Here is a 22,540-nt window from a genome sequence, read left to right as displayed (position 1 = left end):
AGTTATTAAGCACCAAAAGGTGGAGCGAAGCGCCCTATCCCTCGATCACGTGCGGCACGAACCGGGCCAGGTTCTTGGTCACCACGCTGTCGTCTTCGCGGATGCCGATGCCGGCCGGCTCGTTGCCGACCATCCACGCCCCGACCACCGGGCGCTTGCCGTCGAATTCCGGCGGCGGGTGGTAGGCCTGGACGATCGCGCCCTCTTCGCCGTAGCCCTGGTCGAGCACGGGTTCATCGGCGCCGCCGACGATCTCGACGTTCGCGCCCTCGCGCGAGAACAGCGGCTTGCGCACGAACCGTCCGCCCAGGGCGCTCGCCGCCGGGTCGCCCTCGAAATAGGCCTCCAGCAGGTTGGGGTGGCCGCGGTGGCGTTCCCACAGCAGCGGCAGGACGCCCTTGTTGGACAGGATCGCCTTCCACGGCGGCTCGATCCAGCGCACCTGGGCCGTCTCCAGATGCGCGGCGTAGGGCTCGCGCAGCATGAACTCCCAGGGATACAGCTTGAACGCCGCCTGCAGGACGAAGCCCTCCAGGTCGACGAACTGGCCCTCCTCGTTCAGGCCGATGTTGTCCATGGCCACGAACTTGGGCTCGACGCCGGACTGCAGGGCCAGGTCCTCGAGGAAGCGCACGGTCTGGCGGTCCTCGACGGCGTCCTCGTCGCTGGCGAAGTGCACGAAGCCGCCGGTCGGGAACAGCACCTTGAACCGGTCGCGCAGGGCCTCGAACAGGCTGTTGAACTGGTCGGCGTTGGCCGGGAAGGTCCCGTTGGCGATCAGCTCCTCCAGCCACAGCCACTGGAAGGTGGCCGCCTCGAAGACGCTGGTCGGGGTGTCGGCGTTGTACTCGTAGAGCTTGGGCTTGGCCTTGCCGTCATAGCCGAAGTCGAAACGGCCGTAGAGCGACGGCTGCTTGGCGCGCCAGGAGCCGGCGACGAAGTCGCGATGGCCGTCCGGGATCGCCAGCCGCTCCATCAGCTCCTGGCTGCCGGCCACCTCGTCGACCAGGTCCAGACACAGGTCGTGGAGCTCGGCCGCGGCCGGCTCCAGGTCCTGCTCCACCTGGCCCAGGGTGAAGGCGTAGGCGACGCTTTCGTCCCAGTACGCCTGGCCCTCGGTGTGGTGATAGACGAACCCGACCGCCTCGGCCTTGGCCTGCCAGTCGGGACGCGGGGTCAGCTTGAGGCGGCGCACGACCTACTCGGTCTTGCCGTCCTTCTGCTCGATCTGCAGCGGCGGCGGGGCGCTCAGGCGAGCCAGGACGTCGTCGGCGCTGGACTGGCCCGGCAGGATGCCGGCCAGGCGCAGCTTCTCGTCGAGATCGGCGCCGGTGCGGCGGTCTTCCAGTTCGCCGGCGGCCTTGATCTTCTCGCCGCGGATCGCCTGGCGCTCCTTGATGCGGGCCAGGCTGTCGGCGGCCGAGCCCAGGGCGGCGCCCGCGCCGGCCCCGCGCGCCGAGACGGCGGCCTGGGCCTTCTGGACGCTCTCGTTGACCTTCACGACCTCGACCTCGCGACGCAGGGTCTCGATGCGGCGGTCGGTGGCGGTGATGGCCTGGTGCAGCTGGTCCTCGGCGGCGCGCATGTCGCCGATCTGCGGCTCCTTCAGGGCGATGTCCTGCTCGAGGTCGGCGATGCGCTGGGCCACCTGGCGGGCCAGGTCCATGTCGCCCTTCTGGACGGCGGCGCGGGCCGAGCCCTCGTACTTGGTGACCTGGTCGCGGAAGCCGGCGACCTCCTTCTCCAGGATGCGACGGCGGGCGACCAGGGTCGCCATGTCGTCGCGGGCCTTGCCCTGGGCGGCGTCGGCGTCGCGGATCTCCTGGTCCAGGATGCGCAGGGCGTTGGCGTCGACGACGGCGKCGGTGGCTTCGTGCGCGCCCGCGCGACCCAGGGTGAACAGCTTGTTCCAGATGGACATGGGGTGGTCTCTCTTGAGGCTCTTATGGTCAGGCGGCGGGGGAGAAGGAGGCGCGCAGGTCCGAGGCGGCGTCGATGGCGTTCTCGGCCAGGGTGCGCAGTTCGATCAGGATCTCGTCGACCGGCGAGGTGGTCGAGATCTCGCCGAACAGCTCGTAATAGTCGCGCCCGCCCACGGTGCTGATGCCGAAGTTCGACAGCGGCACCAGCTTCTGGGCCTTGAGCAGGAACTCGTTGAAGGCGTGGCGGTCCTTCTGCTCGTCGACCGGCCACAGCAGGGTGGAGGCGGCGATCTGCTGGTCGCTGACGCTGACGAAGATCTCCAGGTCGCCCTGCCAGTGCATGGTGGCCAGCAGGATCGGCTCGGCGCCTTCCAGCACCCGCACCGTCAGCTCGTCGGCGCCACGCCCCGGCGCTTCGTCGAGCGCGGCCTTCAGGGTGCGGACAGTCCAGGCGGTCTGGCTCATGGGGGCGTGATCCTCTCTGTAAGCCTGTTCAGGCGCGTTCATACTAGATGGGCGGGCGAACGTCAGTCGTCGAGAGCGCGACCTTACGTGGTCGCATGACAAGTTGGTAATCCCGCCGCCCCTTTTGTCGCCGCGGTTCGCGTCGTACATGTGACGCGAGTTTCGCATCGGGTCGTTCATGTTCAGCAAGCTCTTCGGCCGCAAGGACACAGCCCCCGCCTCGGCCCTGCCGGCGATCCGCAACGTCACCCTGGGCCGCACCGTCTGGCTGGACACTCTGGCCTGGCGCCGGCTGGGCGACGACCTGCGCTTCCCGCTGGACCGCGACACCCTGGAGATCACCGCCCAGGGCCTGGTCGACCTGAAGGACGGCGGCTTCGTGCACCGGTTCTACACCGACGACGACGTGATGTTCCAAGCGGTGTCCGACGATCACGAAGGTCAGCGGGTCAACGACATCACCGTCTTCGTCCCCTGGGACAGCGCCTATCCGGGCAGCCGCGCCGACCGCGACGCCTGGGGCAAACGCCTGCGGGCCCGCACCTTCACCGGCCCCGGCCTGCCCGAGTACCAGCGCCTGTGGTTCGGCGACGAGGCCGAGAGCCAGGAGCCGGTCACCTTCTGGGAAGACGTCCACGACGACCGCGACGGCATTCCGGACCGGCGGATCTTCCAGACCTGCATGCTGTTCGGCCGCGACCTGCCCGGCGAGGGCCGTGAGCTGCTGCTGGCCATCGAGCAGGAGAACGAGGACCGCACCGAGGTGTCGTTCGAGATCATGATCGGCGTCCCGCTGGGCGTCGGCGAGTTCCGGGCCTAGGGGCCCAAAGGGGGAAAACAGATGGACCTGCACGGATTTGGCGCCAGCGCCCTGGCCTTCGTGGTCGCCTTCGTGGCGGCGGGCCTGTTCACGGTGATCTTCAAGATCGTCTACCAGTGGGTCACGCCCTACAACGAGGCCAAGCTGATCCGTGAGGGCAACGTCGCCGCCGCCCTGGCCCTGGGCGGGGCGCTGGTCGGCTACGTGCTGCCCCTGGCCTCGGCGCTCAGCAACACCGTCACCCTGCTGGAGTTCTGCGCCTGGGCGGCCCTGGCCGGCGTGCTGCAGATCGCCGCCTTCACCCTGGTGCGCGTGGTGGTGATGAAGGACGTGACCGCCCGCATCGAGAAGGGCGAGGTCGCCGCCGGCGTCTATCTGATGAGCATTTCCCTGGTGGTCGGCGTGCTGAACGCCGCCTGCATGACGGCCTGAGGCGCGCCATGACTGTACAAACCTCCCCTCCCCGCCGCCGCCTGCGGTCCAGCGGCCTGGCCCTGACCGGGCTGATGGCCGGCACGGCGATCTCGGTCAGCGCCTGCGACGATCCCGGCACGGCCACCCAGTGGGGCGACCCGCCGTCGGCCTCGCGCGAGATCGACGCCAAGACCTACGCCTCGCTGGACGACTGCAAGACCTCCGGCGACATGACCGCCGCCCAGTGCCAGGCCGCCTACGACCAGGCCCAGAAGGACAGCGCCGCCAACGCCCCGAAGTTCGGCGACCAGCAGAGCTGCGAGGAGCGCTACGGCGTCGACCAATGCGTGCCGCGCAACAACGGCGGCGGCGGCAGCTTCTTCACCCCGCTGCTAACCGGCTTCATCGTCGGCCAGGCGCTGAACAACATGGGCGGCGGCTATTACGGCGCGCCGATGTACCGCGATCGCAACGGAACCTACTATGGCGGTTCGGGCTACCCGCTGTCGCGCGACTACGTCACCGGCCGCACCCGCGTGCGCACCGACAGCTTCAACGCGCCGGAGATGCGGGCCCCGACCCGAGTCCAGAGCCGCAGCTCGGTGATCTCGCGCGGCGGCTTCGGCGGTTCGGGCCGGTCGTTCGGGGGCTAGGCGAGGCATGTCAAAACTCGCCGCGGCGTGCGCCGCAGTCATCCTCCTCGGTCTTGGCTCGCAAGCGAGCGCCGCCGAGTACCAGGCCTTGACCGATTTCCGGACCTATTGCGCGGCCAACCGGGCTGACCCCGCCGCTATCAGGGCGGCCGCCCAGAAGGCCGGCTGGACGGTGGGCAAGGCCGATGACCGGGGAACCGAACTCACAAGGACCGACGGCGGCCAGGAAAGAGCGTTGTACCTTAGCGAGGACATCCATGACGGCTTCCGCATTCGCGCGTGCCTCGCCGGCCTGATGCCGGGATCGGCCGAGGTCTCCACCTCGGTTCAGGGTTTCATGGGGCGAGACCCCACCGACACCAATGGCGGCTACGCGATGTGGAATTTCGTCGACCGCGACGGGAAGAGGACGTTCCTCTCCGCCCAAGAAGCCGTGGAAGCCAACAAGCGCGGGGAAACCCTTGTCACGATCGCGGCGGGTCTACGGGGTCCGCTGGCCGCTGTGATCTACACGGAAGTGTCGAAGGTCGAGAAGTAGCGCGAACCGCGCGCGCTTGGCCTCGAGCTTCGCTAGGGGCCTTGTAAGGTTGGGGACACGCAACTCGCGAACGGCGCTCTTGTTCTCCCGGCGCGGCTGACGGCGAGCGCGTGTCCCCCCTCCCCCTCCCCTAAGGCTTGACGAACTTGAGGATGAACTGGTCGGTCTTGCCCCGGATCGACGGGTCGAAGACGCTGGCCGTGTGCGGGTCGGCCGCGCTGTGCAGCAGCGGGCTTTCCCCGGCCAGCTTGAAGCCGGCGGCCTCGACCTCGGACTTCACGGTCGCCATCTCGATGCGGTGCAGTTTGTTCGGGGCGTCCACGGAGCCCGGCGCGGCGGCGTGGTCGACGACCAGGAACACCCCGCCCGGCTTCAGCGACTTGAACACCTCGGCGTTGACCTTGGCGGCGGTGTCGGCCGGGAATGGGGACAGGTGCAGGTCGTGGTAGTTCTGCACCGTGATCACCGCGTCCAGCCCGTCGGGCAGGTCCAGCGCGCCCAGGCTGGAATCCAGCGGCGTGACGTTCTTGTAGGCGGCGGCCACGGTCTTCAGGGTCTCGCCATAGTCGGCCTTGAACTTGATGAACTCGGCCGGCTGATAGGCGTAGACCGCGCCGGTCGGCCCCACCGCCGGCGACAGGATGCGGGTGAAGTAGCCGCCGCCCATGATMAGGTCGACCACCTTGGCGCCGGGCTTGACGTTGGCCAGGGCCAGGAGCTCGGCCGGGTGGCGCGCGGCGTCCCGGGCGGTGTCGGCGGCGGGCCGGGCCGGATCGGCCAGCGCCGCCGTCAGGCTGGCCGGAGCCTGGGCCAGGCTTGGCGCGGCGACCGCGCCGAGCATGAGGGCGATMGCCACACTCGCGAAGAATGGGGCGGAGATCACGGACCGCGGCGTCATGGATTTCCTCACCGTTGTTTCCCCTCGATAGCCTGTCACGGCGACTGGGTGAACATCGATATTCGAAATCGCGATGAGTTTCGGGGGACAAGCTGGGGACAGCTTGCCCCCTGCTTGTCCCCCATGAGGGCCGCAAACCCTGACGTCAGTGGGTCTCGTAGGCCGCCTTGCCGCCGCTGATCGCGAAGGCCTCCTCGGGCGACAGGACCAGCTTTTTCCGGCCGAACAGTGCGAAATAGGCCACGCCCACCGCGAACCAGACCGCCACCCCGATCACGCCGGTGCGGTAGATCGGGTCCTTCAGCTGGTAGAAGATCGTCACCAGCGAGATCACCACGGTCAGGCCCGCGCCGGTCAGGCCGAACCGGCTCTTGTAGGGCCGCTCCAGGTCGGGGAACTTKCGGCGCAGCAGGATGAACGACACGCCCTGGGCCACGTAGGACAGCATGGCTCCGAACACCGCCATGTTCAGCAATGTCCCGCCGATCACCGCCGCGCCCTTCTCGGCGCCCAGGATGAACCAGACCGCCAGCATCACCGCCAGGCCGGCGGCCGAGCCGGTCAGCAGGGCCACGTCCGGCGTCTTGCGCACCCCGTGGGTCACCGACAGGGCGCGGGGGAAGTAGCCGGCCCGCGACAGCGAATAGATCTGCCGGCCGTAGGCGAAGATGATGGCGTGGAAGCTGGCGATCAGCCCGGCCACCGCGACGGCCGCCAGCACCTTGGCCAGGCCGCCGCCGTAGATCGTGCGGAAGCCTTCCAGGATCGGCTCGCCCGACTTGGCCAGGGCGAAGGTCCCCGGGGCGATGGCGCTGTTGAGCCACAGCACCAGCAGGGCCGAGACGATCAGGGTCGAGATGCCCAGGATGATGCCCTTGGGCAGGTCGCGCTGCGGCGTATGGCTCTCCTCGGCCGCCAGGGGCAGCTGCTCGATGGCCAGGAACAGCCAGACCGCGAACGGCAGCTGGGCGAGGGCCCCGCCGATCCCGGCCGGCAGGAACGGCCCGTGGCCGTCCTTCAGCTCGGTCCCGCCCGGGCCAACGTTCATGGCGTACTTGGCGAAGTCGGCGTGCGGCAGGGCGCTGACCCAGAACACCGCCAGGCAGGCCAGGGCCAGCAGGGTGATGAACACCGTGAACCGGAACGACATGGCCACCCCGCCCGCGTTCAGCCCCACGAAGATCACGTACGACCCGATCCAGTAGAGCGGCTGCACCCAGGCCGGCGTCTCGAAGATTCCGCCCAGGTACGAGCCGATGAAGAAGCAGACCACAGCCGCCGTCAGCACGTATTCGACGTTCTCGCACAGGCCGGTGACGAAGCCGCCCCACGGCCCCATGGCCGCCCGGGCGAAGCTGTAGGCCCCGCCGGTATGCGGCTGGGCCGCGGCCATCTCGGCGATCGAGAAGGTCAGGCCCAGGTACATGACGGTGATGATCAGGGTGGCCACCAACATGCCGCCCCAGCCGCCGGTCGCCATGCCCAGGTTCCAGCCCGAGAACTGGCCCGAGATCACCGCCCCCACGCCCAGCGCCCACAGCGAGAACACGCCCGCGTATCGCTTGAGGCCCCGCTTGTCGAAATAGGCGGCGTCGACCTTTTCGTAGGCCACGCCCCCGCCCACGGCTTCCTCGCTCATGCCCGTCCCTCCGGCTTGAACATCCCGAGGGGAGGTTGCGCCCGCTTGGTTGGAACGGCGAGTCTCGTGATCACGAAATCCGCGCTTCGAAGGTCGGCGTTCACTATTTCGGCGCGCCTGCCGCAGGAGACGGCATCCGCTCGCCCGACGGCGATCTGGTCCTCAAGCCGTTCATGGCCATCGCCGACGAGACGTATCGACTGTACAGCGATATCCCGGTCTAGCGCCCGAAGCGGCGCGGGCGAAGGATGGGGCGGGATGGCGGGCGAGATCGACCTGGGGACGTTCGACTACGTCGTGGTGGGCGCCGGGTCGGCCGGCTGCGTGCTGGCCAACCGCCTGTCGGCCGATCCGTCGGTCAAGGTGCTGCTGCTCGAGGCGGGCGGCCGGGACGACTGGATCTGGCTCCACATCCCCGTCGGCTACCTGTTCGCCATCGGTCACCCGCGCGCCGACTGGCGGCTGGAAACCACGCCCCAGCCCGGACTGGACGGCCGCGTGCTGGCCTATCCGCGCGGCAAGGTGATCGGCGGCTCCTCGTCGATCAACGCCATGATCTACATGCGCGGCCAGGCCCAGGACTATGACTCTTGGCGGCAGAAGGGGCTGGTGGGCTGGAGTTGGGCCGACGTCCTGCCCTACTTCCTGCGCCACGAGGACCACATCGCGCCGTCGGGCGATCACCACCGGTCGGGCGGCGAATACCGGGTGGAGCATCCCCGCGTGCGCTGGGACATCCTGGACGCCATCCGCCAGGCCGGCGAACAGGCCGGCGTCCCCGCCATCGAGGACTTCAACGGCGGCGACAATTCCGGCTCGTCCTACTTCCAGGTCAACCAGCGGGCGGGCCGCCGGTGGAGCACGGCCACGGCCTTCCTCAAGCCGGTGCTGGCGCGCGGCAACCTGCGGCTGGAGACCGGCGTCGAGGTGCAGCACATCGAGCTGGACGGCCGGCGGGTGACCGGCCTGCGCGCCGTGCGCGGCGGCCAGGTCCTGACCGCCAAGGTCGCCGGCGAACTGATCCTGGCGGCTGGAGCGATCGGCTCGCCGCTGATCCTGCAGCGTTCGGGCGTCGGCGACGCCGAGCGCCTGAAGCAGGCCGGCGTCGCCGTGCGCCACCACCTGCCCGGCGTCGGCGCCAACCTGCACGACCACCTGCAGATCCGGCCGGTCTACAAGGTCTCGGGCGTGCGCACCCTCAACACCGACTACGCCAACCTGGTCCGGCGCGTGGGCATGGGCGTCGACTACGCCCTGCGGCGGTCGGGTCCCCTGACCATGGCCCCGTCGCAGCTGGGGATGTTCTGCCGCTCGGATCCCGGCCGCGAGACGCCGAACCTGCAGTTCCACTTCCAACCGCTGAGCCTGGACAAGTGGGGCGACGGGCTGCACCGGTTCGGAGCCTTCACGGCCAGCGTCTGCAACCTGCGCCCCACCAGCCGGGGCGCGGTCACCCTGTCGGGCCCGGGCCTGGCCGACCCGCCCCGGATCGATCCCAACTACCTGGCCACCTGGGAGGACCGCGACGTGGCGATCGCCTCGCTGCGCTGGGCGCGGCGGATCGTCAGCCAGCCGGCCCTGTCCCGCTTTGCGCCGGAGGAGTTCCGTCCCGGCGCGGCGGCCCAGACCGACGAGGACCTGCTGGCGGCGGCCAAGGCGCTGGGCACGACGATCTTCCACCCGGTCGGCACGGCGGCCATGGGGCCGGCCGGCGACGCCTGGGCCGTGGTCGACGCGCGCCTGCGGGTGCGTGGGCTGCAGGGMCTGCGCGTGGTGGACGCCTCGGTGATGCCGACCATCACCTCCGGCAACACCAACGCCCCCACCGTGATGATCGCCGAGAAGGGCGCGGCGATGATCCTGGAGGACCGCCGCTAAGCCTTCGGCCAGACGTGGGGGAGCCACATGAAGGCGATCGTTCCGAAGACGCCCGCAGCCGTGAAGGCCGAGGCGACCGCGACCAGGGCCGCCGCCAGGACCTTGCGGACCCCGCCGGCGCTCCGCTCGGCCGCGCCGTACAGCTCCAGGATCGCCAGCGGGATCAGGTAGCTGCCGAAGGTCAGGACGACGTCGGCGGGCCCCGACATGGTGTCCGTCATCCCCACCGGTCCCCGGTTGACGACGATCCAGCCCATGATCCCGACCCGCAGGAACCAGACGCCGCTGACCACCATGAAGGCGCGCATCGCCCAGCGCCGGTGCTGCTCGAACCGTCGCTTGATCGCGTGCCGCCAGGCCAGGCCGGCGAAAACCAGGATGAGCACGGCGTTGATCAGGATCGCGACGGCCGAGACCACAGAGAGATAGGTCCCCCGGACGACGGCCATCCAGACACCGCTCAGCGCCAGGAAGATGGCCAAGGTCAGGAAGGTCCGGCCGGTCCAGCGGTGCAGCCGGGGCCATTTGCGGCGCAGGGCGGGGACCATCTGCATCAGCCCGCCCAGCGTCACGACCGAGGCCAGCAGCACGTGGGCGGCGAAGACGGCGTTGCCCACGTCGTCGCCCTTCACGTAGCCGGTGATCAGGGGCTTGTCGTTCCAGCCGGCGAAGTTCCCGGTGGCGGTGCGCACGCCGTAGAAGGCCAGGATGAAGCCGATGAAGGCGCTCTGGCCGACGGCGGCGACGCTGAACCAGACGACCCCCGCCCAGCGCAGGGCGGCGGCCCCGGCGGTCCGGGAAAGTGGTGACGAGGAAGGGATCGACATGGCGGCTCCTGACGCGACCTCGAGGCTGAGGCCGACGGCAGGGATGGCGGCGATGCGCGCGCCGGGTCTCGCCGATTTGGAATTCGGCGAGAGATATTTTCCGGCCCGCGCGCGGGCCGGTGGACAGCGACCGGCGCCCAGAGGCACTTTCGGCGCATGACGACCTTCAACGCTTCGATCGCGACCGTGGAGAAAGGCTTTCGGCCTTGGCGGCCGCGCGGCCGGCTGCGGGTCCATGCGACGATCGCGACGGCCTCGTTCGCCTGCTACATCCTCGGCCGGCTGCTCGAGGGCGGGGCCGCGACGGTCTTTTCCGTCGTCGGCGTGGGCGCCTGCGGCTGGGCCTGGCTGGTCACCCGCGCCCTGTTCGATCCTGCCGAGCGGGACGCTCGTTGGGCGCGTGTCGTCGGCCTGGTCCTGGCGCTCAGCGGGGCCCTGTCGGTCCTGGTCCCGGCGGGCGGAATGCTCGGCCGCGTCGCCGACAGCCTCTACACGCTGAGCGGCTCGGCCGCCCTGCTGCTGACCTTCGTCGAGCCCTTCCAGCGCTACACGCCCGCCTTGCCGCACGCCGAGAAGCGGTTCCGCTTCGCCTTCGTGGCGGTCTATGCCGCCCTGGTCGCGATCTCGGTCCTGGGGCTGCGCGCTGTCGGCGACGGGCCCGGCGAGGCCCTGCGGGACGACCTGATCAAGAGCGCCTGCGCGCTGACGGGGCTGGTGGCCGTCCTGGTCGCGGTGCGGTTCCGGCTGGCCCATCCCCTGGCGGCGCGCGCGGCCACCACGCTCCGCCGCGCCCCGACCGAAGACGACGTCCGCCTGGCCGAGCGCCTACGCCGTTTGCTGGCCGAGGAGGCCATCGACAGCCGCCCCGAGCTCAAGATCGGCGACGTCGCCGCCCGGCTGGGCGAGCCCGAGCACCGGGTCTCGCAATGCATCAGCACGGCGCTGGGCTTCGCCAACTTCAACCGCTGGATCAACCACCATCGGATCGCGCGGGCCAAGGGGATGCTGGCCGCGCCGGACGAGCGCCGGTCGATCCTGGAGATCGCCTTCGCCTGCGGCTTCGCCTCCCTCGGCCCCTTCAACCGCGCCTTCCGCGACGAGGTGGGCGCGACGCCTAGGGTGTATCGGTCGGAGGTGCGGGCAAGGGCTGACGGCTAGACGCCCGCTCCAGGAGCACCTGGCGTTCGCGGTCGTTGCCGCTCAGTTCGGCCGCCTGCCGGAATGCGGCCCGGGCCTCTTCCGCGCGTCCCAGCTTCTCCAGCAGGTCCCCGCGCACCGTGGGCAGCAGGTGCGACCCCTTCAGGCGCGGGTCGTCCTTCAGGGCCTCGACGATGGCCAGCCCCTGCGCCGGCCCGAACGCTATCCCGACGGCCACGGCGCGGTTGATCTCGACGACGGGCGAAGGCGCTGTCAGGGCCAGGGCCTGGTAGCAGGCGGCGATGGCGATCCAGTCGGTGTCGGCGGCCTTGACCGCCCGAGCGTGGCAGGCGGCGATCATGGCCTGCAACTGGTAGGGACCGGGCGTCGGGGTCAGGGTCATCGCGCGCTTCAGGCCGTCCAGCCCCCGTCGGATCAGCGACCAGTCCCAAAGGCCGCGGTTCTGGTCCAGGAGCAGGACCGGGTCGCCGTCCTTGCCGACGCGGGCGGCGAAGCGCGACGCCTGCAGCTCCATCAGCGACACCAGTCCGTGAGCCTCCGGCTCCCCCGGCATCAGGGCCGCCAGTGAGCGCCCTAGGCGCAGGGCCTCCCCGCAGAGCTCCGGACGCGACCAATACGGCCCGGAGGTCGCCACATAGCCCTCGTTGAAGATCAGATAGACCACCTCCAGCACCGCCGCCACGCGGTCGCGCCGTTCGTCCCCGCGCGGAGTCTCGAAGGCGATCGCGGCGTCGCGAAGGGTCCGTTTGGCGCGGACGATCCGCTGGGCCACGGTCGCTTCGGCGACCAGGAAGGCGCGGGCGATCTCCGGCGTCGACAGGCCGCCCAGCAGGCGCAGCGTGAGCGCCGCGCGTTGCTCGGGCGGCAGCACGGGGTGGCAGGCGGCGAAGATCAGCCGCAGCAGGTCGTCGTCGATGTCCTCGTCGAGCGCGGCCTCGATGTCGGGGGTCTCGTGTTCCAGCCCGGCGAGATCGACGGCCAGCAGGCGATGCTTGCCGTCGATCAGGGTGGTCCGCCTGAGCCGATTCAGCGCCCTGTTCTTGCTCACCCGGGTCAGCCAGGCGGCCGGATTGCGCGGGACGCCCTCCCGAGGCCAATGCTCGAGCGCCAGCAGGAAGGCGTCCTGCGCGATCTCTTCGGCGAGGCCGACATCGCGCAGCAGGCGGACGAGCCTGGCGATGAGCCTGGGCTGCTCGATCCGCCAGACCGCCTCGATGACCGCCCTGGGCGTCAAGCTACAGCCCGAGGCCCTTCGCCGCCTCCTGGACGTCTTCGGGGAACTCGCTCATCTCGTGGACGCGGCGGACCTCGATCACGTCGTTTTCGCCCGCCGGGCAGCGGCGGGCCCATTCGATCGCTTCCTCGCGCGAGGTCACGTCCAGCATCCAGTAGCCGCCCAGCACTTCCTTGACCTCGGTGAACGGACCATCGGTCACGGCGGGCTGGCCGCCCTTGAAGCTGATCCGCGCGCCTGTCGCCGGCGGATGCAGGCCCTCCAGCGACAGCAGCACGCCGGCCTTCTTGAGCTCTTCGTTGTACCGCATCATCGCCTTGACGCCCTCGGCGTCGGGCATGGCGTCGGGCGCCGCCGAAGCGTAGCCGCCGGGGATCATCAGCATCATGAAACGCATGAAACGGTTCTCCATTGTGGGTCCGGCTCATACGACAATCGAGGCCCGGCGAAATCGACACGCGGACGACGAAATAGACAAGGACTCAAGAAAACGGGGCCCAAACAAAAAGGACGGCCCGGCGGCGAGCCGGACCGTCCTTGTGTCGAGCGTTTCGGACCGGGCTTAGCCGGCCAGAGCGGCCTTGATGGCGTCCAGGCCTTCCTGGGCCTTGGTGGCGTCGGGGGCGCCGCCCTGGGCGAAGTCCGGCTTGCCGCCGGCGCCCTGGCCGCCCATGGCGATCACGGCGGCCTTGGCCAGGTCGGCGGCGCTGAACTTGCCAGTCAGGTCGGCGGTCACGGCCACGGTGACGGCGGCCTTGCCGTCGGTCGTGCCGACCAGGGCGACGACGCCCGAGGCCAGCTGTTTCTTGAACTCTTCAGCGACGCCGCGCAGCTCCTTGCCGCCGACGCCGTCCAGGACGCGGGCGATCAGGGCCGTGCCGGCGACGTCTTCCGGACCGGCCGCGCCGCCGCCCGAGCCGCCGCCCAGGGCCAGCTGCTTCTTGGCCTCGGCCAGCTGCTTTTCCAGGGCCTTGCGCTCGGCGACCAGGGCGTCGACGCGGGCCAGGACCTCGGCGACCGGGGTCTTGAACTGGTCGGCCAGGGCCTTGGCGACGCCGGCCTGGTCCAGCAGGAAGCGGCGGGCCGCCTCGCCGGTCAGGGCCTCGATGCGGCGCACGCCGGCGGCCACGCCTTGCTCCGAGACGATCTTGAACAGGGCGATGTCGCCGGTGCGGGCCACGTGAGTGCCGCCGCACAGTTCGACCGAATAGGCCTTGGCTTCGTCGGTCAGCGACTTGCCCAGGGTCAGCACCCGGACGCTGTCGCCGTACTTCTCGCCGAACAGGGCCACGGCGCCGGCCTCGATGGCCTCCTGCGGCGCCATCTCCTTGGTCTCGGCCGGGACGTTCTGGCGGATCACCGCGTTGACCTCGGCCTCGATGCGCTCGATCTCGTCGGCGGTCAGCGGGCCGCCGTGGCTGAAGTCGAAGCGCATGCGGTCGCCGTCGACCATCTGGCCCTTCTGGGCGACGTGCGGGCCCAGCACGTGGTGCAGGGCGGCGTGCACCAGGTGGGCGGCCGAGTGGTTGGAGCGGGTGGTGTGGCGCTTGGCGGCGTCGACCGAGGCCACGACCTGGTCGCCGACCTTCAGCGGGCCGGCCAGCTCGACGCGCTGGACGTGCAGATCGCCGGCCTGCTTCTGGGTGTCGATCACGCGGCTCTCGACGCCGTTGGCCTCGATCACGCCGGTGTCGCCGGCCTGGCCGCCGCTCTCGGCGTAGAAGCTGGTGCGGTCCAGCAGGACGTCGGCGGTCGTACCGGCCTCGACCGACTGGACCGGCGCGCCGTCGACCAGGATGGCCTTCACGACGCCGGTCGTCTCGGTGTTGTCGTAGCCGACGAAGTTGGTCGGGCCGTTGGCCTCGCGGATCGGGAACCAGGCGGCGGCCGCGCCCTGCTGGCCCGAGCCGGCCCAGTTGGCGCGGGCCATGGTGCGCTGGCGGTCCATGGCCACGTCGAAGCCGTCGGTGTCGACCGTCAGGCCCTTGGCGCGGACGGCGTCCTGGGTCAGGTCCAGCGGGAAGCCGTAGGTGTCGTAGAGCTTGAAGGCGGTCTCGCCGTCCAGCACGCCGCCGGCCGTCAGGTTGGCGGTGGCTTCATCGAGCAGGCCCATGCCGCGGCCCAGGGTGACGCGGAAGCGCTCTTCCTCCTGGCGCAGGGTCTCGACGATCGAGGCCTCGGCGCGGCGCAGCTCGGGATAGGCCTGGCCCATCTCGGCCACCAGGGTCGGGGCCAGGCGGTGCATCAGGGGCTCCTGCGCGCCCAGCAGATAGGCGTGGCGCATGGCCCGGCGCATGATCCGGCGCAGCACGTAGCCGCGGCCTTCGTTCGACGGCGTGACGCCGTCGGCCAGCAGGAACGAGGACGAGCGCAGGTGGTCGGCGATGACCCGGTGCGACGGGGCCTGGTCGCCCTCGGCCTTCACGCCAGTCAGCTCGACGCTGGCGGCGATCAGGCTCTTGAACAGGTCGATGTCGTAGTTGTCGTGCACGCCCTGCAGGACGGCGGCGACGCGCTCCAGGCCCATGCCGGTGTCGATCGACGGCTTGGGCAGCGAGACGCGCTCGCCGCCGGCCATCTGCTCGAACTGCATGAACACCAGGTTCCAGATCTCGATGAAGCGGTCGCCGTCCTCATCCGGGCTGCCCGGAGGGCCGCCCGCGATGTGGGGCCCGTGGTCGTAGAAGATCTCCGAGCACGGGCCGCAGGGGCCGGTGTCGCCCATCGACCAGAAATTGTCGTTGGTGGCGATGCGGATGATGCGGTCGTCGGAGAGGCCCGCGATCTTCTTCCACAGGTCGGCCGCCTCGTCGTCGGTGTGGTAGACCGTGACCAGCAGCTTGTCCTTGGCCAGCTTGAACTCGCCGGTCAGCAGGGTCCAGGCGTGGTGGATCGCCTGTTCCTTGAAGTAGTCGCCGAACGAGAAGTTGCCCAGCATCTCGAAGAAGGTGTGGTGGCGGGCGGTGTAGCCGACATTGTCCAGGTCGTTGTGCTTGCCGCCGGCGCGGACGCACTTCTGCGAGCTGACCGCGCGCGGATGGGCCGGGGTCTCGGCGCCCGTGAACACGTTCTTGAACGGCACCATGCCGGCGTTGACGAACAGCAGCGTCGGATCGTTCTGCGGCACCAGCGGCGCCGAGGGCGTGATGGCGTGATCGGCCGCGCCGAAATAGTTCAGGAAGGTGCTGCGGATCTCGTTCAGGCTGGGCATAGGTGTCTCGGATGTTCCGTACGCGTGTCCGGTCGAACCGGAAGTCGGCGCTGCATAGCGCGGTTTCAAGATTTGTGGAAACCAAGTCGACGGGTTGAAGGCGGAATGCCGCGCTCGGTGCCGCCGTGTCGCCCCTCCCCCTGTGGGGGAGGCGATCGCGAAGCGATCGGTGGGGGAGCTTCGGACTGTCGATCCGGATCGCGGCCGGCGTCCGATCGCTCCCCCTCCGTCGGCTTCGCCGACACCTCCCCCAGAGAGGGAGGATCCTGGCGTACCGACTTGCCCCCGCCTGACCGCTTCGCGGTCTGTCCGCCCCCGTGGGGGGGCGGAGGCGGACGGAGCGGCCGCTGGCTCAGCCCCCCTCCGTCATCCTGGGCTTCGCCCAGAACGACACCTCCCCCAGAGGGGGAGGACTAACGAAATCGGACGCCTGGCATGGGGTCCAKGCGTCCGGGGATCGCGGCCGGCCGTGGCGGTGTTCACGGCGGGCTATAAGGCGGGGTCGCCCGCTGTGGGCGGCGGCCGCGAAGCTTCCGGTCGGCGGCCCATGGGGGAGCCGCCGACCGAAAATCCTATTCCTCGCCGTCGTCGTCCTCGGGACCGCCGACCAGCAGCTCTTCCTCGATCTTCCGCGACGACTGGCGGACCGCGGCCTCGATCTCGGCCGACAGGTCCTTGTTGGCCTTCAGGAACTCGCGGACGTTGTCGCGGCCCTGGCCGATGCGCTGGCTGTTGTAGGAGAACCACGAGCCGGCCTTGTCGATGATCCCGGCCTTGACGCCCAGGTCGATGATCTCGCCCAGCTTGGAGATGCCCTCGCCGTACATGATGTCGAACTCGACCTCGCGGAACGGCGGGGCCACCTTGTTCTTGACCACCTTGACCCGGACGTTGTTGCCGACGATCTCGTCGCGGTTCTTGATCGAACCGGTGCGGCGGATGTCCAGGCGGACCGAGGCGTAGAACTTCAGGGCGTTGCCGCCCGTGGTGGTTTCCGGGCTGCCGTACATCACCCCGATCTTGTGACGGATCTGGTTGATGAAGATGACGATGGTGTTGGCCTTGTTGATCGAGGCGGTCAGCTTGCGCAGGGCCTGGCTCATCAGGCGCGCTTGCAGACCCGGCAGGCTGTCGCCCATCTCGCCTTCGATTTCGGCCTTCGGGGTCAGGGCCGCCACGGAGTCGACGATCACGATGTCGACGGCGCCCGAACGCACCAGGGTGTCGGTGATCTCCAGGGCCTGCTCGCCGTTGTCGGGCTGGGCCACCAGCAGGTTGTCGAGATTGACCCCCAGCTTGTGGGCGTAGCCCGGATCCAGGGCGTGCTCGGCGTCGACGAAGGCGGCGGTGCCGCCGGCCTTCTGGCATTCGGCCACCACGTGCAGGGCCAGGGTGGTCTTGCCCGAGCTTTCCGGTCCGTAGATCTCGATCACCCGCCCCTTGGGCAGGCCGCCGATGCCGAGGGCGATGTCCAGGCCGAGCGAGCCGGTGGAGATGGCCTCCATCTCGACCTTGCCCTTTTCGCCCAGCTTCATCACCGAGCCCTTGCCGAACGCGCGATCGATCTGGGCCAGAGCCGCCTCGAGGGCGCGTTGCTTGTCGCCGTCTTCTTTGCCCACGAGTTTCAAAGCCGCCTGATTGCTCATTGGAGATATCCGCCCTTATTCCATGATTCCGACAGTCGGATCGGAGGTTCGCGACCGCCGCGCCCACCCGCCTGTGGAATGATTAATGCGTACATGTTTTGTTCCATGTTCGCAACATGTTCTTACTCTAAGGGGCCGATACGTCAGAAACGGTCGTTTCGAACGCGCCGGCTGCGACAATTCCTCGCGCCCGGACCGACGCTGAAAGCGACCGAACAGACCCCGGCTCAACCCGGCCTTAACGACGCCCCGCCATGCTGGCTCCCTCTCCGGGGGACTTCAGTCTTGTCGATCGATCCGCGTCGCCTTCTGGGCCTGGCCTTCGCCAGCGCCGACCTGCTTCTGGAAGTCGAGAACGGCCGCGTGAGCCTGGCGCTCGGCGCGGCCCAGCGGATCATGGGCCAGGACGAGCGGACCCTGATGGGGCGCGCCTGGCGCGACCTGTTCACCGCCGCCGACCGTCCCCTGATCGACGCGGCGACCAGCGCGACAGACGACGGCCAGCGGCATGGGCCAATCACCGTCCGCATGGCCGGCGGCGCGGCGCGCCACGTGAACCTGATCCTGCGCGCCCTGCCCGACAACGGCGGCCGGATCTCGATCTCGGTCACCCCGGCCCCCGCCCCTTCCGGCCAGCTGGACGAGGAGGGCCTGCGCGGTCGCGAGGCCTTCGAGGACATCGCCCGCGGCCTGTTCGAGGCGGCGCGCGTCACCGGCCTTGAGCTGGAGCTGGCCATGGTCGACTTCCTAGGCCTGGACGCCGTGCGCCAGCAGCTGTCCAAGCCCGAGGCCCGCGCCCTGGACCTCAAGCTGGCCGGGGCCGTGCGCGCCGAGTCGCACGCCGGCGCCATGGCCACCCGCCTGTCGCCCGACCGCTTCGCCCTGATGCGGGCCAAGACCGACCATCCCGAYGACATGGCCCAGCGCCTGAGCCGGGCCACGGCCGTACAGGCCAGCGCCCACATCGTGCCGGTCGACGGCGGCGTCGCCCCGGCCCGCGGCCTGAAGGCCCTGCGCTACGCCCTCGACGACTTCCTGCGCGAAGGCCTGAAGGACGCCCCGCCGCTCAGCCTGTCCGAGGCCATGAACCGTTCGGTCAAGCGCACCCTGTCGCGCGCCGGCGCCCTGGGCCTGGCGGTCAGCCAGCGCCGCTTCACCCTGGCCTACCAGCCGGTGGTMGACCTGAGGACGGGCGCGGCCCACCACCACGAGGCCCTGGTGCGCTTCGAGGACGGCGGCAGCCCGTTCCAGCTGATCCGCATGGCCGAGGAGTTCGACCTGATCGAGGAGCTGGACCACGCCATCGCCGAGATGGCGGTCAAGCGCCTGGCCGCCGACCGGACCGGCGCGATGAAGCTGGCGATCAACGTCTCGGGCCGCACTATCGTCAACGAGGGCTTCGTCGACCATATCGACCGCCTGCTGGCCAAGAGCGACATGGCCAAGGGACGGCTGATCTTCGAGATCACCGAGACCTGCGCCATCGACGACCTGCCGCGCGCCAACCAGCACATCCAGGCCCTGCGCAGCCTGGGCTCTCTGGTCTGCCTGGACGACTTCGGGGCCGGCGCCTCGTCGTTCGCCTATCTGCAGGAGCTGAGCCTAGACATCGTCAAGATCGACGGCCGCTACGTCCGCGAGCTGGCCGGCAACGGCCGCGACGGGGCCATGGTCCGGCGCCTGGTCGAGCTGTGCCGCGACCTGAAGATCCGCACCGTCGCCGAGATGGTCGAGACCGCCGAGGTCGAGGACGTGGTCCGCAAGGCCGGCGTCGACTTCGCCCAGGGCTGGCTGTTCGGCAAGCCGGCGGACCAGCCGCAACCGGCGCTGAAGCTGACCCCGGTGGCGCCCGCCGCGCGCCGGGCGGGGGTTTCGGAGGGCTGGGGTTGATCCAAAGTCCTTCTTCCCTTGCGGGAGAAGGTGTCGGCGAAGCCGACGGATGAGGAGTCTCTCAGACAGAAAAGCCGCGACAAGCCGAAAGGCAGGTCGCGGCTTTTGCGTTCTTCGACCCCTCACCCGACCCCGCTTCGCGGGGCCACCCTCTCCCGCAGGGGGAGAGGGATCAGGGCCTACTTCCCCGCCTTCGTCTTGGCGATGTAGTCGTCGACCACCTTGTCCAGCACGGTCAGCGGGGTCATGCCCGCCAGGATGCCGGCGTCGTGGAACTGGCGGATGTCGAACTTCTTGCCCAGGGCCTTCTTGGCCCGCTCGCGGGCGCGCAGCCAGGTGATCTTGCCGATCATGTAGCTGCAGGCCTGGCCCGGCCAGACGACGTAGCGTTCGATCTCGGTGATCGTGCCGCTCTCCTCGTCGCCCATGGTCTCGGCCATGTACTTCACGGCCTGCTCACGGCTCCACTTCTTGTAGTGCATGCCGCTGTCCACCACGAGGCGGACGGCGCGGAACAGGGCGTCGTGCAGCATGCCGATGTGGCCGCGCGGGTCGTCCTTGTAGATGCCCATCTCGACGGCCAGCTGCTCGGAATACAGCGCCCAGCCCTCGGCGTAGCCCGAGTTGCCGATGGTCTTGCGCAGCAGCGGCAGGCCCTGCGCCTCGTTCGACAGCGACAGCTGCAGGTGGTGGCCCGGGACGCCCTCGTGCACCGTCAGGGTGGTCAGGGTGTACTTGGCCTGCTCCTTGGTGTCGCGCAGGTTGATCCAGTAGATGCCCGGGCGCTTCCCATCCAGCGAGGGCGAGTTGTAGTAGCCGCCCGGCGCGCCGGCCTCGATGGCCTTGGGCACGCGGCGGATCTCCAGCGGGGCCTTGGGCAGCTGGCCGAAATAGGCCGGCAGCTGCTTCTCGATCCATTGGGCCTTGGCGTTCAAATCCTTGATCAGCTGTTCCTTGGCCGCGTCGGTGTTCTCGTAGATGTCCTCGCCCAGCTTGGCCATCCGCTCGCCGACGGTGCCCTTGGTCATGCCGATGCTCTTGAACAGCTTGTCGGCCTCGGCGCTGATCGACTTCACCAGGTCCAGGCCCAGCTGGTGGATCTCGTCCGGCGTCAGGGTGGCGGTCGTGTAGTTCTTCAGCGACACGGCGTAGTAGTCGCCGCCGTCCTTCAGGCGCCAGACGCCGGCGTCGTGCGTGGCCTTGGGGCGGACGCCTTCCAGCAGCGCGATCTGGCGCTTCAGGGCCGGCAGCACCGAGGCCTCGTAGATGCGGCTGGCCTCGCCGGTCCAGTCGCCGGCGATGCCCTTGGCCTTGGTCCGACGGGCCACCGACAGCACCAGCGGCGCCTCGGCGGTCGGGGTGCCGGCGAAGGCCTTCATCTGGACCAGGGCCTTGTCGATGATGAAGTCCGGCGGGATCACGCCGTCGGCGTAGTCGCGCTTGGCGATCTCGGACTCCTGGTCCATCAGCCGGGCGAAGGCCTCCATGCGCGACAGATAGGCGTCGGCGTCTTCCTTGGTCTCGATCGAATGCTGGGTGTCGAGGAAGTCGGGATACGACTGGTACGCGCCCGTCAGCTGGCTGAGCACGTAGGGCGCGCCCGAGCCGCCGCCGGCGTAGGTGAACTTGGTGTTGCCCTCGTCCTGCACCGCCAGGGTGAACTCGACGGTGTCGTAGTTGACCACGTCCATGCCGGTCAGGGCCTTGCGGTCGATGGCGCGCAGGTCGGCCAGCTGCTGCTTGGTCTGGGCGATCCCGGCGGCGATCGCGGCCCACGAGCGGTCGGCCAGCTGGGCCTTGGTCCAGGCCAGGTCTCCGGTGTCCAGGCCCAGGCTGGTGGCCGTCTCGGGCGACTGGCGCAGCTGCTTGGCCATGATGGCGTCGAACAGGGCGTTGAGCTTGGCGGCTTCACCCGAGGGGGCCGCGGCGGCCTGAGCGAGGGCCAGGCCCGGAGTCGCGGCGGCCAGGCCGACGGCGACGGTGGACAGCAGCATCTGACGGCGGTTTTGCAAGGCGGGGTCCCCTTCCCTCGAAATGTTTGACGCAAAGGGGTAGAGGCCCTTGCCCCTGGCGGCAACGGCGCCGGTATTAATTTCGCGTCATCTTGCGGCGGAGCGCACGTTTCGTGCGGCCGGCGGCCTAGCTTAACGTCACGAACAGTTCGTTCTCGATCACCCACTGGCCGGTCACCTTGCGCCAGGTCGCCAGATAGGTCCCGCGGGTGTCCGGAGCACCGCGCGTGGTCCCCACCCAGGTCCCCTGCTCGGCGGCCCGGTCGCCGGCGGCGTCGAGCTCGATGCGGTCGGTCGTGCGGACATAGGCGACGAAGGCCGGGTCGGCGAACTGGGCGGCGAAGGCCTCCAGCACGTCGCGCGCGCCCAGGATCAGCGAGCCGTCGCCGACGATCACCTTGATTTCGGCTGCGAAGAACGGGGCCAGGCGGCGGGCGTCCTTGCCGGCGATCAGCTTGTTGGTMAGCTTGCGGCGCGCGGCGATGGCGTCTTGCGGCGTGGTCATGCTCGTATCCGTAAGGCCCGCATCCGTGGCGAGCGGCGCGGCCCGGTATAGGCTGGCGCGCCAGATTACGGAAAGCCGATGATTCCCCCGACCCTGACCACCGCCCGACTGACCTTGACCCCGCCGCAGGCGTCCGACTTCCACGACAGCGCCGCCATGTGGGGCGACCCCATGGTGACCCGCTTCATCGGCGGCCGCACCTCGACGCCCGAGGAGAGCTGGCAGCGCCTGCTGCGGGCCCGGGGCCTGTGGGCGGTGCTGGGCTATGGCTACTGGGCGGCGCGCGAGACGGCGACCGGCCGCTATGTCGGCGAGCTCGGCTTCGCCGACTTCCACCGGGGGATCGAGCCCTCGATCGACGGCGTGCCCGAGATGGGCTGGGCCCTGGCCAGCTGGGCCCACGGCCAGGGCTTCGCCACCGAGGCGATCGCCGGCGCCCTGTCCTGGGGTTTGGGCCAGTGGGGCGACGCGCCGGTAGTCTGCATCATCGATCCGGAAAACACGCCGTCCCTGAAGCTGGCCTACAAGATGGGCTTCCTGGAGGTGGCGCGGACCACCTATCGCGAGGCGCCGACGGTCCTGCTGCAGCGGGGGTGAGGGCTTCGGGCTCAAGTCCATGTCCTTCTCCCGGAGGTTCGCGGCGGGCACGAGTCCTCGACCTCGGGCTTTCGCGGCGAGTGGGTGGGGAGGCGCGGAGCGGGCCGGGCTTCGCCCGGAGACCGTGAGGTTTGTGTTTGCGTTTCGGCTTGGCTCGACCGCTCCGCGGAACCGTTCTTCTCAAGGGACGGCGACTGAGGGCCTGTTTCATCCCGGTCGACGTTCCCCCTCGG

The 22,540-nt window shown here is 69.6% G+C and carries 21 protein-coding genes; 9 read left to right on the top strand and 12 right to left on the bottom strand.

Annotation, left to right across the window (positions count from 1 at the left end):
- Positions 1-34 precede the first annotated feature (34 nt).
- The 3 genes from AC1U89_RS15330 to AC1U89_RS15320 are packed head-to-tail and all read right to left on the bottom strand — an operon-like array spanning position 35 to position 2,387.
- Entirely contained in the window at positions 35-1,195 is a 1,161-nt protein-coding gene (locus AC1U89_RS15330; protein ID WP_479900556.1) for a glutathionylspermidine synthase family protein, read from the bottom strand.
- A gap of 3 nt (positions 1,196-1,198) precedes the next feature.
- Entirely contained in the window at positions 1,199-1,921 is a 723-nt protein-coding gene (locus tag AC1U89_RS15325; RefSeq protein ID WP_479900555.1) for a PspA/IM30 family protein, read from the bottom strand.
- A gap of 28 nt (positions 1,922-1,949) precedes the next feature.
- Positions 1,950-2,387, bottom strand: a complete 438-nt coding sequence (locus AC1U89_RS15320) for a YjfI family protein (RefSeq protein ID WP_479900554.1) — start codon at positions 2,385-2,387, stop codon at positions 1,950-1,952.
- Positions 2,388-2,565: 178 nt separating this feature from the next.
- On the opposite strand from AC1U89_RS15320, the gene AC1U89_RS15315 reads away from it, so the two are divergent.
- Genes AC1U89_RS15315 through AC1U89_RS15300 form a run of 4 tightly spaced genes read left to right on the top strand, consistent with a single transcriptional unit; the run spans position 2,566 to position 4,812 of the window.
- Positions 2,566-3,207 carry a YjfK family protein gene (locus tag AC1U89_RS15315; protein WP_479900553.1) on the top strand — a complete coding sequence of 214 codons (642 nt, stop codon included), beginning with the start codon at positions 2,566-2,568 and terminating at the stop codon, positions 3,205-3,207.
- Positions 3,208-3,228: 21 nt separating this feature from the next.
- The gene (locus AC1U89_RS15310; protein WP_029916019.1) at positions 3,229-3,639 is read left to right on the top strand and encodes a DUF350 domain-containing protein; all 411 of its coding nucleotides are present in this window, start codon (positions 3,229-3,231) and stop codon (positions 3,637-3,639) included.
- An 8-nt stretch (positions 3,640-3,647) separates the two neighbouring features.
- The gene (locus AC1U89_RS15305; protein WP_479900552.1) at positions 3,648-4,274 is read left to right on the top strand and encodes a DUF1190 domain-containing protein; all 627 of its coding nucleotides are present in this window, start codon (positions 3,648-3,650) and stop codon (positions 4,272-4,274) included.
- A gap of 7 nt (positions 4,275-4,281) precedes the next feature.
- Positions 4,282-4,812 carry a hypothetical protein gene (locus AC1U89_RS15300; protein WP_479900551.1) on the top strand — a complete coding sequence of 177 codons (531 nt, stop codon included), beginning with the start codon at positions 4,282-4,284 and terminating at the stop codon, positions 4,810-4,812.
- A gap of 130 nt (positions 4,813-4,942) precedes the next feature.
- Here the strand turns inward: AC1U89_RS15300 and AC1U89_RS15295 are convergent, their stop codons facing one another.
- Together AC1U89_RS15295 and AC1U89_RS15290 are read right to left on the bottom strand one after the other, a co-directional pair.
- Positions 4,943-5,653 carry a class I SAM-dependent methyltransferase gene (locus tag AC1U89_RS15295; RefSeq protein ID WP_479900550.1) on the bottom strand — a complete coding sequence of 237 codons (711 nt, stop codon included), beginning with the start codon at positions 5,651-5,653 and terminating at the stop codon, positions 4,943-4,945.
- A gap of 202 nt (positions 5,654-5,855) precedes the next feature.
- Positions 5,856-7,349 carry an amino acid permease gene (locus tag AC1U89_RS15290; RefSeq protein ID WP_479900549.1) on the bottom strand — a complete coding sequence of 498 codons (1,494 nt, stop codon included), beginning with the start codon at positions 7,347-7,349 and terminating at the stop codon, positions 5,856-5,858.
- Between the two features lie 35 nt (positions 7,350-7,384).
- Here AC1U89_RS15290 and AC1U89_RS15285 point away from each other — a divergent pair, with 35 nt between their 5' ends.
- Together AC1U89_RS15285 and AC1U89_RS15280 are read left to right on the top strand one after the other, a co-directional pair.
- A complete protein-coding gene (locus AC1U89_RS15285) occupies positions 7,385-7,573 on the top strand; it encodes a hypothetical protein (protein WP_479900548.1) in 189 nt (62 codons plus the stop codon).
- A 34-nt stretch (positions 7,574-7,607) separates the two neighbouring features.
- On the top strand, positions 7,608-9,227 hold the full coding sequence (locus AC1U89_RS15280; RefSeq protein ID WP_479900547.1) for a GMC family oxidoreductase: 1,620 nt from the start codon (positions 7,608-7,610) through the stop codon (positions 9,225-9,227).
- On the opposite strand, the gene AC1U89_RS15275 is transcribed toward AC1U89_RS15280, so the two are convergent.
- A complete protein-coding gene (locus AC1U89_RS15275) occupies positions 9,224-10,054 on the bottom strand; it encodes a DUF2306 domain-containing protein (protein WP_479900546.1) in 831 nt (276 codons plus the stop codon). The genes AC1U89_RS15280 and AC1U89_RS15275 overlap by 4 nt on opposite strands.
- Positions 10,055-10,210: 156 nt before the next feature.
- Here AC1U89_RS15275 and AC1U89_RS15270 point away from each other — a divergent pair, with 156 nt between their 5' ends.
- Entirely contained in the window at positions 10,211-11,212 is a 1,002-nt protein-coding gene (locus AC1U89_RS15270; protein ID WP_479900545.1) for a helix-turn-helix domain-containing protein, read from the top strand.
- On the opposite strand, the gene AC1U89_RS15265 is transcribed toward AC1U89_RS15270, so the two are convergent.
- The 4 genes from AC1U89_RS15265 to recA form a co-directional block, all read right to left on the bottom strand.
- A complete protein-coding gene (locus tag AC1U89_RS15265) occupies positions 11,169-12,446 on the bottom strand; it encodes an RNA polymerase sigma factor (RefSeq protein ID WP_479900544.1) in 1,278 nt (425 codons plus the stop codon). The genes AC1U89_RS15270 and AC1U89_RS15265 overlap by 44 nt on opposite strands.
- A gap of 1 nt (position 12,447) precedes the next feature.
- On the bottom strand, positions 12,448-12,843 hold the full coding sequence (locus AC1U89_RS15260) for a YciI family protein (protein WP_479900543.1): 396 nt from the start codon (positions 12,841-12,843) through the stop codon (positions 12,448-12,450).
- A gap of 165 nt (positions 12,844-13,008) precedes the next feature.
- A complete protein-coding gene (gene alaS / locus AC1U89_RS15255) occupies positions 13,009-15,657 on the bottom strand; it encodes an alanine--tRNA ligase (RefSeq protein WP_479900542.1) in 2,649 nt (882 codons plus the stop codon).
- Between the two features lie 572 nt (positions 15,658-16,229).
- On the bottom strand, positions 16,230-17,303 hold the full coding sequence (gene recA, locus AC1U89_RS15250; RefSeq protein WP_479900541.1) for a recombinase RecA: 1,074 nt from the start codon (positions 17,301-17,303) through the stop codon (positions 16,230-16,232).
- Positions 17,304-17,588: 285 nt separating this feature from the next.
- Between recA and AC1U89_RS15245 the strand changes: the two genes are divergently transcribed.
- A complete protein-coding gene (locus AC1U89_RS15245; RefSeq protein WP_479900540.1) occupies positions 17,589-19,193 on the top strand; it encodes an EAL domain-containing protein in 1,605 nt (534 codons plus the stop codon).
- 179 nt (positions 19,194-19,372) lie between these two features.
- On the opposite strand, the gene AC1U89_RS15240 is transcribed toward AC1U89_RS15245, so the two are convergent.
- A complete protein-coding gene (locus tag AC1U89_RS15240; RefSeq protein ID WP_479900539.1) occupies positions 19,373-21,205 on the bottom strand; it encodes a DUF885 domain-containing protein in 1,833 nt (610 codons plus the stop codon).
- 127 nt (positions 21,206-21,332) lie between these two features.
- On the bottom strand, positions 21,333-21,710 hold the full coding sequence (locus tag AC1U89_RS15235) for a YybH family protein (RefSeq protein ID WP_479900538.1): 378 nt from the start codon (positions 21,708-21,710) through the stop codon (positions 21,333-21,335).
- Positions 21,711-21,788: 78 nt separating this feature from the next.
- Between AC1U89_RS15235 and AC1U89_RS15230 the strand changes: the two genes are divergently transcribed.
- Positions 21,789-22,307 (top strand): GNAT family N-acetyltransferase, encoded by a 519-nt coding sequence (locus AC1U89_RS15230; RefSeq protein WP_479900537.1) that lies wholly within the window; start codon positions 21,789-21,791, stop codon positions 22,305-22,307.
- Positions 22,308-22,540: the final 233 nt, after the last annotated feature.

This window comes from Caulobacter sp. 05T431, assembly GCF_056665975.1.
Note: the sequence above shows the minus strand (reverse complement) of the source record. Positions and strands in the feature narration are given on the sequence as shown.

Coding starts and splice junctions, on each gene's coding strand:
- AC1U89_RS15230 (WP_479900537.1), top strand. CDS start 21,789: ATGATTCCCCCGACCCTGACCACCGCCCGACTGACCTTGACCCCGCCG.
- alaS (WP_479900542.1), bottom strand. CDS start 15,657: ATGCCCAGCCTGAACGAGATCCGCAGCACCTTCCTGAACTATTTCGGC.
- AC1U89_RS15310 (WP_029916019.1), top strand. CDS start 3,229: ATGGACCTGCACGGATTTGGCGCCAGCGCCCTGGCCTTCGTGGTCGCC.
- recA (WP_479900541.1), bottom strand. CDS start 17,303: ATGAGCAATCAGGCGGCTTTGAAACTCGTGGGCAAAGAAGACGGCGAC.
- AC1U89_RS15300 (WP_479900551.1), top strand. CDS start 4,282: ATGTCAAAACTCGCCGCGGCGTGCGCCGCAGTCATCCTCCTCGGTCTT.
- AC1U89_RS15315 (WP_479900553.1), top strand. CDS start 2,566: ATGTTCAGCAAGCTCTTCGGCCGCAAGGACACAGCCCCCGCCTCGGCC.
- AC1U89_RS15270 (WP_479900545.1), top strand. CDS start 10,211: ATGACGACCTTCAACGCTTCGATCGCGACCGTGGAGAAAGGCTTTCGG.
- AC1U89_RS15260 (WP_479900543.1), bottom strand. CDS start 12,843: ATGCGTTTCATGATGCTGATGATCCCCGGCGGCTACGCTTCGGCGGCG.
- AC1U89_RS15320 (WP_479900554.1), bottom strand. CDS start 2,387: ATGAGCCAGACCGCCTGGACTGTCCGCACCCTGAAGGCCGCGCTCGAC.
- AC1U89_RS15305 (WP_479900552.1), top strand. CDS start 3,648: ATGACTGTACAAACCTCCCCTCCCCGCCGCCGCCTGCGGTCCAGCGGC.
- AC1U89_RS15275 (WP_479900546.1), bottom strand. CDS start 10,054: ATGTCGATCCCTTCCTCGTCACCACTTTCCCGGACCGCCGGGGCCGCC.